Origin of the sequence: Sapientia aquatica (genome assembly GCF_004358105.1) — a bacterium.
GTDB classification, from domain to species: Bacteria; Pseudomonadota; Gammaproteobacteria; order Burkholderiales; family Burkholderiaceae_D; genus Solimicrobium; species Solimicrobium aquaticum.
Genome location: NZ_SMYL01000004.1, coordinates 1 through 17,623, shown reverse-complemented (window position 1 = coordinate 17,623; position 17,623 = coordinate 1). Strand labels below are relative to the sequence as shown.

The window sequence follows — 17,623 nt, the reverse complement described above, 5'->3', positions numbered from 1 at the left end:
AGAGCGTATCGCTGCGCCCAATAATGTAAAGACTTTTTTATGTCACAACCTAATTTTAGTATTGAATTTTTCCCGCCTAAAACTCCCGAAGGTGCCGAAAAATTACGCGCTACTCGCACTAAGTTAGCCGCTTTAAATCCGACCTATTTCTCAGTTACTTTCGGTGCTGGTGGAACCACTCAGCAAGGCACGTTAGACACCGTGTTAGAAATGCGCGCCGAAGGCTTAGACGCCGCGCCACATTTATCGTGTGTCGGTGGTAGCGCCGAATCGATACGCGCAATTTTGCAGCAATATAAAGACAACGATATCCGCCGCTTAGTCGCCTTGCGCGGCGATTTACCTAGCGGGTACGGTGCTGGTGGAGCGTTTCGTTATGCCAACGAGTTGGTCGAATTTATTCGCAAAGAAACCGGCGACTGGTTCCGTATCGACGTCGCCGCTTACCCAGAAATGCATCCACAAGCGCGTTCGCCGCAAGACGATTTAGCTAATTTTGCCCGCAAAGTCGCCGCGGGTGCGGATGGCGCGATTACTCAATATTTTTATAGCGCCGACGCCTATTTTCAGTTCGTCGAGCAAGCCCATAAATTAAACATCGATGTCCCCATTGTGGCCGGCATTATGCCGATTACCAATTACACCCAATTGATGCGTTTCTCGGAAATGTGCGGCGCAGAAATCCCACGTTGGGTAAGGTTGAAATTAGCCAGCTACGGCGACGACAGCGCTTCAATCAAAGCGTTTGGTTTGGATGTGGTGACGCAATTATGCGAAAAACTATTAGCCGGTGGCGCACCGGGTTTACATTTTTATTCTATGAATCAAGCTGCCGCCACAACGGCGATTTGGCAACGCTTGGTCTAATGGGTAGTTAATCGCAGGTGAGCGTTAGAAATAAAAAAGCACGAACGATGTTCGTGCTTTTTTTATGCATAAATGAAACGAGTTTATTGAGCGGCTGGTGCAGCTGGAGCAGCAGGAGCAGCAGGAGCGGCAGGAGCAGTAGCAGTAGCAGGCGCAGCAGCTGCAGCTGGGCTAACCGGCGCAGCCAAGCGCTGCATATCCTGTTGGAATTCATTGCCCGCAGCTTCGATTTTCTTCATCAATGGCACCGACGTTTTTTGCATCATCACCATCGTTTGATTCATAATCTGCGGCATTTTTTTGATGAACGATTGTCCTGCCGGAGATTGGTAAAACGCGATCATTCCATCTACATCCGATTGGCTTAGTGTGCTGGAATAAATCTCATAAATACGCGGCTGAATCACATCCCAGCTAATTTCATCGCGACCGATTTTAACTACTTTGGCGCGGAAAGTATCCAGCGCTTTTTGCTGTTCTGGCGTGATGTTTTTACCCTTTAACATTTCTTGCGACATGGTGTTCATCATGCTGTCGAGCTGACTTTGCATCTGTGGAATCATCGCGTGCACTTCGGTCAATTCAAATAGCTTTTCTAGCGATTCTTTGGTTGGCTTGGTTGTTTGTGCAACGGCGCTGGCGCTGATTAATGAGGCTAACGCAGCAGCGGCGCAGAACTGGATAAATTTTTTCATGGGTAATTAATTTAAGTAGTGTAAATAGGTGCTTGGCTAACTTATTCGGCTAACAGTTTTTGTACGTCGCCAATTAAATCTTCGGGTTTGGTTAATGGCGCGTAGCGGTTGAATACGGTGCCGTCTTTTTTGATTAAAAATTTGGTGAAATTCCACTTAATCGCCTCGCTGCCCAGCACGCCGTGCGCATGCTCTTTGAGGTAATTAAATAAGGGATGCGCTTTGTCGCCGTTCACATTGACTTTTTCAAATAGTGGGAAAGTCACGCCGTAATTTTTCTCACAAAACGCGCCAATCTTTTCCGAGTCGCCTGGCTCTTGCATACCAAATTGATTGCACGGAAAACCTAGCACCACCACGCCCAAATCTTTAAACTGCTGATACAGCTTTTCTAATCCTTGGTATTGCGGAGTAAAGCCGCAGAAGCTTGCGGTATTGACGATCAAAATAACTTTGCCTTGATACTCACTTAATGACACTGGGTGGCCCGACAAACTCACTGCTGAAAAATCATAAACACTGGTCATACAATTCCTAAATGTTGCGTGCCGCTGTTGAGGTCACGCTCTTTGGCTTCTTTGCCGTGCAACATAATTGCTAAACGCAATTCATTGACCGAATCGGCGTTACGTAACGCATCTTCATACGAAATTTTTTGCGCTTCGTACAGTTCGAATAAGGATTGATCAAATGTCTGCATGCCATGTTCGCGCGATTTTTTCATCACCTCTTTAATCTCGTGCACTTGACCTTTAAAGATCAAGTCACCGATCAACGGTGTATTGAGCAAAATCTCTAGCGCCGCGGCGCGACCCTTGGTGCCACGCAACGGAATTAAACGCTGCGAAATCACGGCCTTCAAGTTGAGCGACAAATCCATGAGCAATTGTTGGCGACGCTCTTCAGGGAAAAAGTTGATGATCCGGTCTAGCGCTTGGTTGGTGCTGTTGGCGTGTAACGTGGCTAAACATAGGTGACCGGTTTCAGCGAAAGCAATCGCATGATCCATGGTTTCGCGGTCGCGAATCTCACCAATCTGAATCACGTCGGGGGCTTGACGCAAGGAGTTCTTTAACGCCGCCGACCAGTCTTCGGTATCGATCCCAACTTCACGCTGGGTGACGATGCAATTGTTATGCGGATGCACATATTCAATCGGATCTTCAACCGTAATAATGTGGCCGTAGCTGTTGGCGTTACGATGCCCCACCATGGCGGCCAAGGTGGTCGATTTACCTGAGCCAGTCGCACCCACCATAATGACCAAACCGCGCTTGGTCATGGCTACTTCGCTCAAAATTGTTGGCAAGCCTAAATCTTCAAACTTGGGAATCGTTGTAGTAATCGTCCGCAACACCATGCCAACACGGCTTTGCTGCACAAATGCAGACACGCGGAAGCGCCCCAAACCTGCTGGGTTGATCGCAAAATTGCATTCCTTAGTTTGTTCAAAAGCCGCCGCTTGTTTATCGTTCATAATCGCGCGCGCTAACTCAATCGTGTGCGTGGCCGATAATGGCTGATTCGATACCGGCGTGACTTTGCCGTCGATCTTAAAGGCGGGTGGGAAGTCAGCCGTGATAAATAAATCTGAGCCGTTTTTAGTTAGCATCAGACGCAATAAATCGGTCATGAACTTGGTGGCTTGATCGCGTTCCATCGTGGATTCTCTCTTTTAATTAGCCAGGGAAGTTTTCTGGGATTTTGGCCGCGAACCGCGCTGCGCCAAGTGAAATTTGATTACGTTTAACCAGTTCAGTTAAGCACTGATCCAAGGTCTGCATACCGATGTTGCTACCGGTTTGAATTGCGGAATACATCTGCGCAATTTTACTTTCGCGAATCAGATTTCGAATCGCTGGTGTGCCGAGCATAATTTCGTGCGCCGCCACGCGGCCTGCGCCGTCTTTGGTTTTTAACAGCGTTTGCGAAATAACCGCTTGCAATGATTCGGACAACATCGCCCGCACCATTTCTTTTTCTTCGGCAGGGAACACGTCCACGATACGATCGATGGTTTTGGCGGCGGATGACGTATGCAAAGTGCCAAACACCAAGTGACCGGTTTCCGCAGCGGTCAACGCTAAACGAATGGTTTCCAGATCACGCAACTCACCGACCAGAATGACGTCAGGATCTTCACGCAGTGCAGAGCGCAGCGCGTTATTAAACGACATAGTGTGCGGGCCGACTTCACGTTGGTTGATTAGGCATTTCTTCGATTCGTGCACAAATTCGATTGGGTCTTCGACGGTCAAAATATGGCCGTATTCGTTTTCATTGACGTGGTTTACCATCGCCGCCAAGGTCGTCGATTTACCCGAACCGGTTGGGCCAGTAACCAACACCAAGCCGCGTGGCTTTAACGCTAAATCGGCAAAAATCTTCGGCGCATTCAACTGCTCCAGCGTCAGCACCTTGGACGGAATGGTACGCATAACGGCGGCGGGGCCACGTTCTTGATTAAACGCATTCACACGGAAACGTGCTAAGCCCGGGATCTCAAACGAAAAGTCGCATTCCAAAAATTCTTCGTACTCTTTGCGCTGTCCATCGTTCATGATGTCGTAAATCAGCGCGTGCACGTCTTTATGCTCTAATGGCGGTAAATTGATCCGACGAACGTCGCCGTGCACACGGATCATCGGCGGCAAGCCAGCGGATAAGTGCAAATCGGATGCGTTATTCTTAACGGAGAAGGCGAGTAGTTCGGAGATATCCATTTATAATCCTGGCAGTCTGTAAAAGCTGATTAAATAAGTCGTTGCACGAAAGTCGATACATAAAATTGCAGTAAATCCGCGCCTAATTGATCACATCGGCCCGATTCAAGGCCGCATGAAAATATTACCAATACGCAAGAAATAAAATTATCCCGATTATGTCCACAATCACGAGTAACTTGCAAGCCGCACAGCAACAGATTGCCGACGCCGCGCACACCGCGCAGCGTCCGCCATCGCAAATTCAACTATTAGCGGTCTCCAAAACCTTTGATGCCCACGCCGTGCTCGATGCCGCGCAAGCAGGGCAGCGCGCCTTTGGTGAGAACTATTTGCAAGAAGCTATCGATAAAATCGCCTTAACCCTGCAATTAGCGCCCGATTTAGGCTTGGAATGGCACTTTATCGGCCCGATTCAAAGCAACAAAACTCGCCAAATCGCCCAACACTTTGCTTGGGTGCATGCGGTAGATCGCTTAAAAATTGCCGAACGCTTGTCCGAGCAACGCCCCGCCGGTTTTCCCCCGCTCAACATCTGCCTGCAAATCAATATTAGCGGCGAAGCCAGCAAAAGCGGCGCCACGCCAGACCAAGCGCTTGATTTAGCTCAGCAAATTGCCCGCCTACCACATCTGCGCCTGCGCGGTTTAATGGCAATCCCCGAGCCTTTGCCTACACTGGAGTTGCAACGCGCGCCGTATCGTCAGATGAAGTTGCTGCAAGACCAACTCAACGAGCATGGCTTGCAGCTAGATACCTTATCCATGGGCATGTCGGCTGACCTAGCCGCCGCCATTCTTGAAGGCAGTACCATCGTGCGCATCGGAAGCGCCATTTTTGGAAATAGAAACTATGCGAAATAATCAATTGAACGGCACCAAAATCGCCTTTATCGGCGGCGGCAACATGGCCACAGCGCTCATCAGCGGCCTGTGCAAACAAGGCGTCGAAGGCAGCAACATCCACGTCATCGACATTAATTCCGCGAATCTGGCCCAATTGCAGACCAAATTTGGCGTCAGCACCGCCTTGCAGATTGACGCACAACTTACTTCTAGCAACGTTATTGTGTTGGCAGTCAAACCACAGCAAATGCGCGAAGTAGCCGCCCAATTGTTACCGCACATAGGCAAGCAACTCATCATCTCGATTGCCGCCGGCATCCGTGCCCTAGATTTATCGCGCTGGCTAGGCCACCACCCCGCCATTGTGCGCACCATGCCCAACACCCCAGCGTTAATCAACCAAGGCATCACAGGCATCTACGCCATGCCAGACGTTGACCTAGCCCAACGTGAAATCGCCGACGCAATCCTGAGCGCCGTAGGCAGCACCGTCTGGATCGCCGACGAAGCCCTAATCGACCCAGTAACCGCCATCTCCGGCAGCGGCCCAGCCTACGTGTTCTACTTCATCGAAGCCATGCAAAAAGCCGCCCAAGAAATGGGCCTAAGCACAGAACAAGGCACCCAGCTCGCCATCGCCACCTTCACCGGCGCATCCCAACTAGCCGCGCTATCCGCCGACCCAGTATCCGTCCTGCGCGAGCGCGTCACCTCCAAAGGCGGCACCACCCACGCCGCCATCACCAGCATGGACCACAGCGGCATAGCCGCCGCCATAGTCACCGCCCTAAAAGCCGCCTCCGACCGCGGCCGTGAACTAGGCGACGAGTTCGGCAGACAAGAGTAATCCGGTGAATTTAAGCCAGAAATCTTAGTGAAAAGAGCCACAAATCAAGCAAAATCACGCCCCAAAAGCACTTTTTTCTTGACAGCAAAACGCCCCAAAGTCATAATGCTCAGCTTCTTGGTGATATAGCTCAGTTGGTTAGAGCACAGCACTCATAATGCTGGGGTCGGTGGTTCAAATCCACCTATCACCACCAAAAACATGTTTTAAGATGTCCTAAAACGTACAATAACCCGCCTGAAACCCAGTGTTCATGCGGGTTTTTTGTTTTTTAGCGTGTTATAACATTTATTGACATCCTACCCTCATTAGACCATTCTTAAGCACATACGCACTGTGCTTAAAATGAGAAGGTCTAAAAAATGCCAAAAATCGTAAAGCCACTTACTGATATACAGGTAAAAAATGCCAAACCTAAGGATAAAAGCTATTCATTATTCGATGGCGAAGGCCTATTTTTAGAGGTCACTACGCTGGGGGCGAAGCTCTGGAGGATGAAATTCACCCAGCCATCCAACGGTAAATCAAATAAATTATCTTTTGGCTCCTATCCAGAGGTGACGTTGCAAGAGGCGCGCCAAAAGCGATTGGATGCTCGTAGATTAATTGCTAAGGGCATCGATCCTGCGCACGCTAGGAAGGAGGAAAAAATGGCCTCTACGATTGCCTCCGCCAACACATTTGAGGTTGTGGCGCGCGAATGGCATGCAAATAAAAATGATTCCTGGCAACCACGAACATCCGCAAACGTTCTCCATAGATTGGAAAAAGATGTTTTTCCGATAATCGGAAAGCTTCCTGTGTCAGATATTAAGGCCCCGGTTCTGTTGGAAATGCTGCGCCAGATTGAAAAACGCGGTGCTACTGACATGGCAAAACGCCAAGGTCAGGTTTGTGGGCAAATATTTAGGTATGCAATTGCGACTGGCAAAGCTGACGCCGACCCAATCCCTCATTTGCGCGGCGCCCTTAAATCAACCAGTAAGGGGCATCATGCGGCGATAACCGTTGATGAGTTACCAGACTTTATTCGAGCATTTGAAAAAATCGAAGGCCGGATGTATGCGCCAACTAGAATCATGTTTAGATTAATGATGCTTACTTTTGTGAGAACCAGTGAATTGACCACGACAGAATGGTCAGAGATCGATTTGGTAAATGAAAAATGGGCGATACCTTGGCAGCGGATGAAAATGGGTAAAAAGAAATTGAATCCACGTAAAGTCGACCACCAAGTTTTTCTTCCAAAGCAAGGTTGGACCCTGCTAAGAGAACTTCACGAACATACCGGGAACAGTAAATTTTTATTCCCTAATATCCGTGATCATGAAATACCTGCGACTAATTTCGGGATATTGGCCGCAGTAAAGCGAATGGGCTATAGCGGAAAAATGACCGGCCATGGATTCAGGTCACTTGCAATGGGCGTAATTAAGGAAAGACTGGGCTATCGGCATGAAGTAGCGGACCGACAATTGTCACACGCCTCTGGTGACACCTATGGCGAGGCCTATGACAGGGCTATGTTTCTTGAAGAGCGCAAAGTAATGATGCAAAGATATGCTGATTACCTTGATGGATTAACCAAATAAATTCCGAACAATTTGAAAATTTATAAATTGGCTTAACTAGGATAATTTGTTCATGGAAAATTTATACGACCGGGAAATGTATGGCGCAGATCTTGCCAGCGAGGTTGAACAATTAGGTAGAATTGCCATCGGCATCGCCAACCGCTGGGTGTTGGGCTGGCCGAGTGTTGCACAAAGGATGGTGGAAAATGGCACTTACCTCAATTTATTGATCTCCCAAGTTGAGCTTGAAAAAACCATCCTATCCAATGAACCTGGTATGCGTCATCTGTCGCCCTCAGAAATTTTGAGCGTCTACGAAATCAGGGAAGCTCCGCCATACTGATTTTCACCGACACCGAACTCAGCAACTTTATCAATACTAAAAAAGGCGGCCATTCACCCGTTCCACTTTGGTAGAAATAACTTCAATCGTTCGACGGTAGAACGCCATTTTGAGGTCGAAGGCCGACAAATGGTATTTTGATTTCCGAAAAGTCCGATTTCCTGTATTGCTTCCTGCAAAGTCACAGTTTGCAGCCAGCTGATTGGAACAAAATATTCGCAGCGCTCGGCATCATTGATTTGCTCAGAATGATAGCTTCCGCGTTTCGCAACTTCGAGAATTGACTGCTCTCCGTTTGGAGTTTGAACTTTAAAATCGATTGCAGGTTGCATTTTTCCGATCACTTTACCAACACCCACATAGCCTGAACCAGGAATATTTACCCAAACTCTATCCCCAGGAGAAAGTAATTTTAGCGTTCTGCTGTACCACGGAGCTCCGCCTCCACAAATAAATCCAAATTCTCTGGCATCTTCCCATGAGCGGCTTTCTGAATCTCCGAACGAGTGGTAAAACTCCCCATTCCAAGGTTCTGTTGGTCCTGAAACTGATGCTGATGACGTGACCTGCACCTGGAGTTGATCATGCAGCCAAGCGCGACTAATGAGTTGTTCTGATCCTATTGAAAAGACCTGAAAACATAAAACGTTGATGGCGATTTCTCGATCACTCAAATAATTGATGATACGCTCTGTACTGTCATCAAGTGATCCGGCAACAATCACTATCTGGTGACTTTCATTTATTGAGTCCGCATCCAGATCATGTCCAAACTTATTTTGGAATTCATTTGATAAATTTTTGCCAGGAGCAAACTTCGAATAAATATTTGCTATTTCTTCAGCATTCAGTGTGTGAACCCAACTTGCGTAATCTAGGGCTTGCGCGACCACCTCCCGAGGTGTGCGATTGCGTTTAATTTCAATGACCACCAGGCCACCATCCGGAGCAATCGCTAATAAATCGATTATTCCACCAAAAGACGTTGAAACTTGCCTTCCAATGAGCAGCCAATCTTCAGAAAGCAAATTTGGAGCAGATACAATCATATCTTCCAACAACTTCTCACTTGCTAATTCTGATTCGGCAAGCACTTGGGGCTGCGATCCTACTTTCCATACTGCTGTTCGAATTGACATATAATTTTTCTAGGTAATTTTGACACTCAATTTAAAAGTGCTGATGAAACTTGATTTTATTGTGGTTCACTTATTCCAAACTTCCACTGCCAGTGGTAGCTCATTGAGTTCAAGACGTGCTTCGCGCCATCTAGGGTAGTGCTCATCAAGAATTGCAATAAAGCGATCGCTGTGCGTTGGTTCAATCAAATGGGCCATTTCATGCACAATGACATACTCGAGCAAATCCTTCGGCTTTTTCACCAATTCCGTATTGAGGCGGATATTTCCCGCTGCGTGATTACAACTGCCCCATTTGGTTTTCATCCGCTGCAGGAAGTAGCCCGAAACGTTCACCTTGAGCTTCCGCTCCCACTTTTGAATCAGTGGTGGCACGACCTCATGCATTAGCGATTTGTGCCACTCATGCATCACTTCTGCGCGCTTTTCTGCACTGCAGCCAGGACGAACAATCAACTTGATCCGCTTGTTGCTGAGGAAAACTGAGGGCTTCACATCTTGATAATCGACCGTCATCAAATAGCGACGCCCCCAAACACGATGGCTCTCGCGTTCAATAAACTGGCGTGGTGTTTCCCGCGCCTGACATTCCAGTTTTCTCTGCTGCTCACGAATCCAGGCCAACTTGGAGATCGCGTAGGCGCGCGCTACTTCTAGGCGTGTATTGCTCGGAGCGGCAAGGGTCACACGTCCATCAGGCGGATGAACGGTGAGATGGACATTCTTGATGTCCTTCCTGGTCACCGTTATCGAAATCTCGCCTAGTTGGATCGTCTCGTTCATCAGTACCCCGGTTGGTTCTTGATGATTTCAAAAATAGCCTGAGTGGCAACTCGATCCCGCGACATGAGGGGGAACAAGGCATTCAGCACCTGCTTCTCCCGGGTGTCGTCGCCTTTCCAGCCTGCTGGTGCCTGCTCTCGCATCGCCCGATCAAGTTCAAGCGCGAGCGTCGCCTTGCTATCCTCATCAGTCGGACAAACGAAAGTTGTTGCAGCAATGCTAGCCAGATTGTTGAAAAGGGCGATGGCCTCAGGGTGGCCGTTGAGTACATGGGGATGGCTACCCGTATTCTTTGCCGCCATCTTCTTCACCAACTCCTCTGCCTTATGGAGAAATTTCTCGTAGGCATCGGTGTCGTCGCGCTTTTGCTTGATCAAGTCTTCGAGGAGCTTGGAAATCTCGTCGTAAAACTTCGGATCAGTCAGCTGGTCACGAATGATCGTCTTGCGGACGTTGTTGATGATGCCTTCAGCAATCGCATTCCGAGACAGCTTTCCCTTTTGGTTGAGCTTCTTGGCAATGGCGTCGTGAATGCCGGTCTCGATGATCAGCTCGGTCAGTGAGAGCGAGCTCAGGTTACCCAAATCTTCAGCCGGATCTGCTTGGATGTAGGTGTTGATGAGGTGACGCATGTCCGCCTCGTAAGGCTTGATGTCCAGCTCTTCGCCTGAATGCTTTTTGATCGCAGTGCGCGTGTCGCTGTAGAACTCAATTTCTTTTTCGAGGGCAGCGATGTCAGCCGTTGAATATCCTGCTTCTTCGAGGTTCTGGGCAATTGCCGCATAGGCTCGCAGGAACGCAGCTGCCGACTTGTAGAACGAAATGCGCAGCGGCTCGGTGTTCAGCAGCGCCTCCGGATCGTTGGCATCACCGCAGAAATAATGCAGGTACTGCTCCATCTCGCGCGGTGTGGCCACCGGCTCGCACAAATAGCGCAAAGCCTCGCGGGCAGCATCGAGCTGCGCCTTGCCTTCCTTCAGCCAGTTTTTTACGGTGACATTGCCGTCGTCACCACCATCGTCGATGTCCAACTCGTCCGAGGTGTAAACGGCGATGGAGTCCTGCACCTTCTCGAACAGCTCTTTGTAGTCGACGATGTGGCCATAGTCCTTGTCGTCCCCGTCGAGCCGGTTAGTGCGGCAGATAGCCTGGAACAGGTTGTGATCGCGCAGCTCGTTGTCGAGGTAGATGTAGGTGCAAGAAGGCGCATCGAACCCAGTCAGCAATTTGCTCACCACGATCAGCAGTTTCAGATTAGCAGGCTCGTCGATGAAGCGCTGCTTGGTCTTGTCCTCATAGTCCTTCGTGGTCTGATCTTTCTGCAGGACGTGCTGGGTGTAGGTGTCGAACTTGTAGCGCTCGTCACTATCCTTGGGCTCGCGCGAGATCGCGTTGTGATTGGGCTCGTAAGAGGTAATGATTCCGCAGTACTTGCCGAACGAAGTGTTCTGAAGCAGGCGGAAGTAATGGCAGGCGTCGTAGATGGAGGCTGCCACCAGGATGGCCGTACCCCGGTCATTGTTCAGGCGCGGCTGCACACCGAAGTCGTGGATGATGTCGGCGATGATGCGTTGCTTGCGCTCACCGGCACTCATCAGCTCTTCCATCGTCGCCCAGCGCTTGCGCAGAACAGAACGCTGAAAGTTGTTCAGCCCTTTAGTTTTCTGATCAAACCACGCATCGATGGCTTTCTTTGACGTCAGGCGCTGCGGCACATCACGCGCTTCGTACTTCAGGTCAAGCACAACCTTGTCGGCTACCGCTTCATCGAATTTGTAGGTGTGGATGTAGGTGCCGAACACCTCGCGGGTGGTCTGCTTGTCTTTGCGCAGCAGTGGCGTGCCGGTGAAGCCGATGAAGATCGCGGCTTCCAGCCAACGCTTCATCTGCTTGTTCATGTCGCCACCTTGCGTGCGATGACATTCATCGACGAAGACGTAGACACGGCCCACCACTTTGGGAGGCTCACCCTTCAGATCGGTCGTGTCAAACTTGTGGATCAGCGCGCACATCAGGCGCGGCGTGGCCGCACCCAACTTTTCGACTAATTCCGCGCGGGAGGTGATGCGCGGCGATGCGGCATCCTCGCCAATCACGCCAGCATTCTTCATCACACCCACGATCTGCTTGTCCAATTCATCGCGGTCGGTGATGACCAGGATGCGGGCGTGCGGGTCAAACTCCAGCAGCCACTTGGCAATCAGCACCATCAGAATGCTCTTGCCGCTACCTTGGGTGTGCCAAATCACACCGCCTTCCTGCTGCTTGACTCGCTCCTGGGCGGCTTTCACGCCGAGGTACTGATGAACGCGGGGCACCTTCTTCTGGCCACCATCAAAGATGATGAAGTTGCGGATCAGATCCAGAAGACGCACCTTGTAAAACATCTGCGCCAGCGGCTTATCTAGCAGCGCGCCCTCAGCAAGCGGCTCGGATGTGGTGGCGCTTTTGTCTTTGCGCTCCTTCCACTCTACAAAGAACTTCTCCGGTGTTCCGGTGGTGCCGTATCGCAGCCCCTGGGAGTCGCTGCCCGCCAGCACAAGCTGCACAGTGCTGAAAAAGCCTTTGTTGAAGATCTCTTCCTGATTGGTGATGAGCTGGCGAACACCGTCGGCCACCTCCACCGAGCTGCGTTTCAGTTCGATGACTGCAATGGCGACACCATTGATGTACACCACCAGATCAGGCCGTCGTTCATAGCCACCTCGCAAGGTAACCTCTTCGGCCAAGCCAAAGTCGTTGTTGCCGGGCGTTTCCCAATCGATGATATGCACGGTCTCGTGTGCCTGACCGGCTGCAATCTGCACGGGCACGCCGTAGCGCAACAGTTGGTACGTGCGCAGACTGGCTTGATAGAGGGTGATGCCAGTGGAATCTGCTGCAGTCTGCAGCTTCTGCAGAGCCGCAGAAATGTGCGCATCAGAATAGCCACGCTTCTTGAGATTGCTGCGCAATGTGTCAGCTTCGATGGGTCGGTTGTTGTCGCGTTTGCTCCACTCACCCAAGTGATCGTAGCCAAGGCAGTCAGGGCGACTCGTATCCGAAAACAGGGCTGCAACGCGGTTCTGCGTCTTGCGCTCAGAGCGGGCTTGTTCAGACATGGCTTTCCTCCTTGGCAATCAGCCGCGTTTTGCCGGTGAGCAGCTCCTGCATCATGGCTTGTTTGATGTTGCGGCATTTATCGCGACGTGCTTCAAGTGCAATCAGCTCAGCGTCCAGTCCAGAAAGAACTTCGGCGATGGCGACTTGTTCATCTTTCAGGGGCAGCAGAACCGCTGCCTCACGCAGAGCTGTTTTAGAGAGGTTGTACCGCGTTGAACCTTGTGCGAGCGACTTCATCATTTCGCGCCCCGGATTGGCACGGATGTAATAAGTCAAAAATAGACCGTCCACTTGCTGATCGTCGAAAAGACGGAATCCGAAGCAGAAACTGTTGAGATACAAATCCGGCACCTCTTCAGCCATCAGCGAGCAAAATGCAACCTCTTCAGGCGTTTCGGAGGAGCCGTTGAAAAGCAAGTCGCCGCGTAGCACACTGTTTTGAGTCTCAGAGGCTGCCACGTTAACTTGCTCAAAAACCGTGCAATCGATAACCGCATTGGTCATCACATTCATGAAAGTGATGTACTTAGCAGTACCGACCCCAAAGTCTGATTTGGTTTTTCCGGTTAACCCGCCGTAGATTGACCCAAGCCCCCCAAGTGCTCTTTTATTCCACTCACCACTAAACCCTGGCAGCCGCGTTTTACCAGTTAGCAGTTGCTGCCTGGCCGCCTGTCTGAGGTCACGCTTCTTGGTGATCATGTGGTCAAGGGTGGCGAGCAACGCATCGACATCGCTTAGCGCCTCCGCGATGGCGCGTTGTTCGGGGAGAGGCGGAACAGCAAGTGAGAAATCTGCCATTTCTGTTCGGTTAATCTTGGGCATTCCGCTGCGAACCGAAACGGATTCGGCATACTTGGAAAAGCGATAGCCCAAGATGACGGCCAAGATGTAGCGGGCTGAAATGTCCGTGGCTGGTCTGAGTGGATACATGTCCGCGCTGCATAACCCGGAGAAGTCAGCCAAAATCGCCTTGCGCAGATATGGACGAATCTTGCTGTAAACGATGTCTCCGTTCTCGAAGAAATACTTCCCACTAATCGCTCCCTGCTCGGCTGCGGTTTCCTTAGCGAGGAGTTTCCCTGTTGAACTTTCGATGTGGTCTGGTGCAACCAGAACCATCGACTTGTAGGGCTCAACCTTCGGACTGACTTGGCCGTTTGCGATGCGGACGGTGCTCAAGAGCGGACGAATATCCCAGTCATCCGGGATGATGCCGATCTCGGCCTGCTTGTAGCCAGGTATCAGTTCCATACCGCCCCCATCTTTTTCAGGTGCTCATCCACCCGCGCTGAAAGTGTTGTGAGCTCTTTAGTTAGCGTCGGCAACGGCGTGGCGTACCGCTCTGCAAGCTGGCGGATGCGGCCTGTGAGCGTCTGAGAAACTCGATCAAGCTCGCCTTGCACGGCATCGGCCAAGGTCGCCAGCCATTTGTCGTCCACCGTAAGCGTTTTGATCTCCTCCTCGGTCAGCTTGGGGTACTTGGCATCCAGCTTGGCCTCAAGGTCATCCTGCGCGGCTTTCAGCTTGCCCTTCACATCGGTTTGCTTGTCGAGCAGCGCTGCGTAGTCCTGCAGCGCCTTGCGCTCGTCCGCGTAGTCGGGGTCTTTGCCGATTTCTTTCAACCGTGCTTTGACGACCTTGGCGGTTATCTTTTGTTTGTCGCCTTCGCCCTCAATGACTTCGGCCAGCAGCCCTTCTTCGCCGCTGTTTTCTTCCATCATTTCCTGAAGTTGCTGCTCGACTTCGGCCAGTTTGACCTCGAGCGTTTCAATGGCGTCGCGCTCGGTAATGAAGTAACGGGCGATCAAAATCGGGGCTGGAATCAAATCAGACTTAAAGCGACGTTTGCCTTTCTTGTAGTCATGTGCCTCGGGCCAAGCCAGCTTGCCGTCCTTATTCTTGACTTGAAGAATTTCGCGCGGCTGCGCACCAGCGTGCCAGCCTGCATCCGCGATCAGGTAGCAGTCGTCTTGCATCGTCTCTGCCCAGTAATCCATGAGGTGCTGATACACGTCATAGGCATTGACCAGGGGTGTCGACTTGAATCGGGTAAGCAAATCCTCAGACAAAGCCTCGATCAATTGCTTTGGGTGGCCGTTTTGCGCAAAGGCCTTCAGCAACGGGGTGCTGGCCTGGTTCCACTCAGCAAACACCTTGGTGGCTGCCTGATTGAATGCAGTGAACTCAGGATGCGCAAAGATGGTGGTCTTCACCTCGGAGATGGGCAGCCTCAACTGTGCATAACCAGCGCGACCGGCTGATTCGAACAGGGCGCTGCGCACACAGGGGATCACCTTCCAGTAGTCGCCCAACGCGTTGAGATCAGGCTCAGGAATGCCGCCCCGCAGATGGCCATCGATGTCTTGGATGTCTTCAGGCTCAGTGCTGTCAATGTAACGCGGCAGATTGAGGTTGTAGTCGTTCTTCGGGTCCGCGATCTCAGTGAGCGGCACCATGCGCGAGTAACGTGGCAGCTCAGCCAACTTGGTGAAGGCATCGACGATCTTGTGAAGGTCCTGCTCGCGCAGGCGATTCTTGGGGCCATCTTTGATGAAGCCCTTCGATGCATCAATCATGAAGATGCCTTTGCGGGCCGATGCGTTTTCCTTGTCCAGCACCAAGATGCAGGCGGGGATGCCTGTGCCATAGAACAGGTTGCCCGGAAGGCCGATGACGCCTTTGAGGACGCCGGATCGCACCAGCTTCTCACGGATGACAGCCTCGGCATTACCCCGGAACAAGACGCCGTGCGGGAGAATGCATGCGCCTTTGCCGGTACTTTTCAGTGAGCGAATGATGTGCAACAGGTAGGCATAGTCGCCTTGCTTCTTGGGCGGTTCGCCCCACGCAAAGCGCTGGTGGGCGTCGCTGGCCGGGGTAAGGCCGGTACTCCAGGTCTTGTCTGAGAATGGTGGATTGGCGACGACGTAGTCATAGGTGCGCAGTGACTCACCGTCCTTGAATTTGGGCGATGCCAGCGTGTTGCCCTGCAGGATGTTGGCCGTCGGGAAGTCGTGCAGGATCATGTTCATACGGGCGAGACCAGCGGTGGTCACGTCCATTTCCTGCCCCTCCAGCGTGATGTGCTTGCCAGCTTCGGCAGCCACCTTGAGCAGCAAGGAGCCCGAACCGCAGGTGGGGTCATAAGCAGTCGTCGAGGCCACGGCATTGGATGGGGAGATGCCGACAACTTTGGCCATGATCCGACTGACTTCGGATGGGGTATAGAACTGGCCCTTGCTCTTGCCACTCTAAGAGGCGAAGTGCCGCATCAGGTATTCGTAGGCATCGCCCAGGATGTCGTCGTTCTCGGCACGGTTCTTCGAAAAATCCAGTTCGGGCTTTTGGAAGATGCCGATCAGGTTGCTGAGGCGATCCACCATCGCCTGACCTTCACCGAGCTTGTTCGGGTCATTGAAGTCAGGGAAGTCGCTGCGGGCAAGGCGCGAGTTAGCGTCGATCAGCGGCTGAATGACCTGCGTGTTGATCTTGTCGCCGATATCGCTCTTGCCCTTGAGGGCGACCATGTCCTTGAAGCTGGCTCCGGGCGGAATGGTGACTGGAGGTGCAAAGTCATCAGAGTCCCCGTACTTGTCCGAGACGTACTTGATGAACAGCATGAACAGGACGTAGTCCTTGTACTGGCTGGCATCCATGCCGCCACGCAGTTCGTCACAAGATGCCCATAGTGATGAATAAAGATCAGATTTTTTGATAGCCATATATAGTTTTAATTATTTAAATACGTAAAATTTGAATCGAATACCAGCTGTTTTTAATACGTTTTCAACGCTGGGCACTATGCTGAGTTGCGGTAAGTATTAATACGCCATAAATCCACCGATATTTCTGTTAGCCTATCGTTTGCGGGGATCAAAAGAAGAAAGCAGCTCCAAATCTGTTGCGCGATGTTCTTCCAAAATTCTCATGTGTGCTAAATCATTGCGTAGATTTCGTAATTTTTTTGCGAATTCAGGAATGCGGCCTGGAGTTATCATTCTCGGGTTCGACGCAAAATAGGCCAGGCTTCCAATTTCGACATCATTTACATCTTGGAAAATATAGCCATCTTCGTTATAAGGAAATTTGACTTTTTCACAAATTATCGGTGCCAATTTGTGACGATGCATTTCAATTTTGGGAAGCAATATTGCTACTTGAGCTGACCATATAAGCTTCTCAATTTTTTTTTCTCCCCCATTTATGCTATGCCAAGACGCGTGATGAGACTCAACTCCGTCAAATGAATCGACGACACCGTGGTGCCAGAATGTGCTGTCATTTCTTTCCGTCAAAGTATCCCAGCCTCGTTGTTTTGCAAAATCTATTAAGAGCCCATTAGGTTTGTAGAGAAATTTGACGCCCTCTGTGAAAAATGTTTCGGCTAACTCGACATCCCACATCGATAAACTCATGAGCATGTTGGCCACCAGAGGAGCTTGAATCCTATCAATTCCTATATCCAATATTCTGGAGCCACAATAAATCAGCATGTCAATTGATGAAACAACGCCATTCCAGCCATGAACTGATAATGCAGGTTCTTGTTTCGGGATCGACTCCAACGGAATACCACGGAGTTTTTCAAGCTAGTTGTCGCCTAAAAGTAAATTTTTATGCCGCCAGTTTCAGTTCTTGATATACCTCCTCATGATTTAATGTTTCCTTGTTAGTTTTGTCTGGATTTAAGTCAACAACGTTG

15 protein-coding genes, 1 tRNA gene and 1 pseudogene are annotated in these 17,623 nt (G+C 50.6%); 6 read left to right on the top strand and 11 right to left on the bottom strand.

Translation table 11 applies throughout. The annotated features are described in order from the left end of the window. Positions 1 to 39: 39 nt before the first annotated feature. Positions 40 to 867 carry a methylenetetrahydrofolate reductase [NAD(P)H] gene (gene metF, locus E2I14_RS09535; protein ID WP_133327853.1) on the top strand — a complete coding sequence of 276 codons (828 nt, stop codon included), beginning with the start codon at positions 40 to 42 and terminating at the stop codon, positions 865 to 867. Between the two features lie 83 nt (positions 868 to 950). Here metF and E2I14_RS09530 read toward each other — a convergent pair whose 3' ends face one another. Genes E2I14_RS09530 through E2I14_RS09515 form a run of 4 tightly spaced genes read right to left on the bottom strand, consistent with a single transcriptional unit; the run spans position 951 to position 4,285 of the window. Next, positions 951 to 1,562, bottom strand: coding sequence for a DUF2059 domain-containing protein (locus tag E2I14_RS09530; protein ID WP_133327851.1), 612 nt, complete (start codon positions 1,560 to 1,562; stop codon positions 951 to 953). A gap of 41 nt (positions 1,563 to 1,603) precedes the next feature. Next, a complete protein-coding gene (locus tag E2I14_RS09525; RefSeq protein ID WP_133327849.1) occupies positions 1,604 to 2,089 on the bottom strand; it encodes a glutathione peroxidase in 486 nt (161 codons plus the stop codon). After that, a complete protein-coding gene (locus E2I14_RS09520; RefSeq protein WP_133327847.1) occupies positions 2,086 to 3,222 on the bottom strand; it encodes a PilT/PilU family type 4a pilus ATPase in 1,137 nt (378 codons plus the stop codon). The genes E2I14_RS09525 and E2I14_RS09520 overlap by 4 nt, the downstream gene beginning before the upstream one ends. 19 nt (positions 3,223 to 3,241) lie before the next feature. Next, the gene (locus tag E2I14_RS09515; RefSeq protein ID WP_133327845.1) at positions 3,242 to 4,285 is read right to left on the bottom strand and encodes a type IV pilus twitching motility protein PilT; all 1,044 of its coding nucleotides are present in this window, start codon (positions 4,283 to 4,285) and stop codon (positions 3,242 to 3,244) included. A gap of 158 nt (positions 4,286 to 4,443) precedes the next feature. On the opposite strand from E2I14_RS09515, the gene E2I14_RS09510 reads away from it, so the two are divergent. The 5 genes from E2I14_RS09510 (at position 4,444) to E2I14_RS09490 (ending at position 7,894) form a co-directional block, all read left to right on the top strand. Beyond that, entirely contained in the window at positions 4,444 to 5,148 is a 705-nt protein-coding gene (locus E2I14_RS09510; protein WP_133327843.1) for a YggS family pyridoxal phosphate-dependent enzyme, read from the top strand. Beyond that, positions 5,138 to 5,977, top strand: a complete 840-nt coding sequence (gene proC, locus E2I14_RS09505; RefSeq protein ID WP_133327840.1) for a pyrroline-5-carboxylate reductase — start codon at positions 5,138 to 5,140, stop codon at positions 5,975 to 5,977. Before E2I14_RS09510 ends, proC begins: the two co-directional genes overlap by 11 nt. 119 nt (positions 5,978 to 6,096) lie before the next feature. After that, positions 6,097 to 6,173, top strand: a tRNA-Met gene (locus E2I14_RS09500). Positions 6,174 to 6,339: 166 nt separating this feature from the next. Then, on the top strand, positions 6,340 to 7,569 hold the full coding sequence (locus E2I14_RS09495) for a tyrosine-type recombinase/integrase (protein ID WP_133327838.1): 1,230 nt from the start codon (positions 6,340 to 6,342) through the stop codon (positions 7,567 to 7,569). Positions 7,570 to 7,621: 52 nt separating this feature from the next. After that, the gene (locus E2I14_RS09490) at positions 7,622 to 7,894 is read left to right on the top strand and encodes a hypothetical protein (RefSeq protein ID WP_133327836.1); all 273 of its coding nucleotides are present in this window, start codon (positions 7,622 to 7,624) and stop codon (positions 7,892 to 7,894) included. Positions 7,895 to 7,947: 53 nt separating this feature from the next. On the opposite strand, the gene E2I14_RS09485 is transcribed toward E2I14_RS09490, so the two are convergent. The 7 genes and pseudogenes from E2I14_RS09485 to E2I14_RS09460 all read right to left on the bottom strand — a co-directional run bounded on the left by E2I14_RS09485 (position 7,948) and on the right by E2I14_RS09460 (position 17,486). After that, the gene (locus E2I14_RS09485) at positions 7,948 to 9,033 is read right to left on the bottom strand and encodes an endonuclease NucS domain-containing protein (RefSeq protein ID WP_133327834.1); all 1,086 of its coding nucleotides are present in this window, start codon (positions 9,031 to 9,033) and stop codon (positions 7,948 to 7,950) included. Between the two features lie 66 nt (positions 9,034 to 9,099). After that, entirely contained in the window at positions 9,100 to 9,816 is a 717-nt protein-coding gene (locus tag E2I14_RS09480) for a M48 family metallopeptidase (protein ID WP_133327832.1), read from the bottom strand. Then, positions 9,816 to 12,917, bottom strand: coding sequence for a type I restriction endonuclease subunit R (locus E2I14_RS09475; protein ID WP_133327830.1), 3,102 nt, complete (start codon positions 12,915 to 12,917; stop codon positions 9,816 to 9,818). Before E2I14_RS09475 ends, E2I14_RS09480 begins: the two co-directional genes overlap by 1 nt. Beyond that, the gene (locus E2I14_RS09470; protein WP_133327829.1) at positions 12,910 to 14,172 is read right to left on the bottom strand and encodes a restriction endonuclease subunit S; all 1,263 of its coding nucleotides are present in this window, start codon (positions 14,170 to 14,172) and stop codon (positions 12,910 to 12,912) included. The genes E2I14_RS09475 and E2I14_RS09470 overlap by 8 nt, the downstream gene beginning before the upstream one ends. Next, positions 14,163 to 16,160, bottom strand: a pseudogene (locus E2I14_RS09465) (N-6 DNA methylase); the annotation flags it as partial. The gene E2I14_RS09470 and the pseudogene E2I14_RS09465, both read right to left, overlap by 10 nt. 12 nt (positions 16,161 to 16,172) lie before the next feature. Beyond that, positions 16,173 to 16,643 (bottom strand): type I restriction-modification system subunit M N-terminal domain-containing protein, encoded by a 471-nt coding sequence (locus tag E2I14_RS19680; protein WP_227544683.1) that lies wholly within the window; start codon positions 16,641 to 16,643, stop codon positions 16,173 to 16,175. 135 nt (positions 16,644 to 16,778) lie between these two features. After that, on the bottom strand, positions 16,779 to 17,486 hold the full coding sequence (locus E2I14_RS09460; RefSeq protein ID WP_133327827.1) for a hypothetical protein: 708 nt from the start codon (positions 17,484 to 17,486) through the stop codon (positions 16,779 to 16,781). Between the last annotated feature and the right edge of the window lie 137 nt (positions 17,487 to 17,623).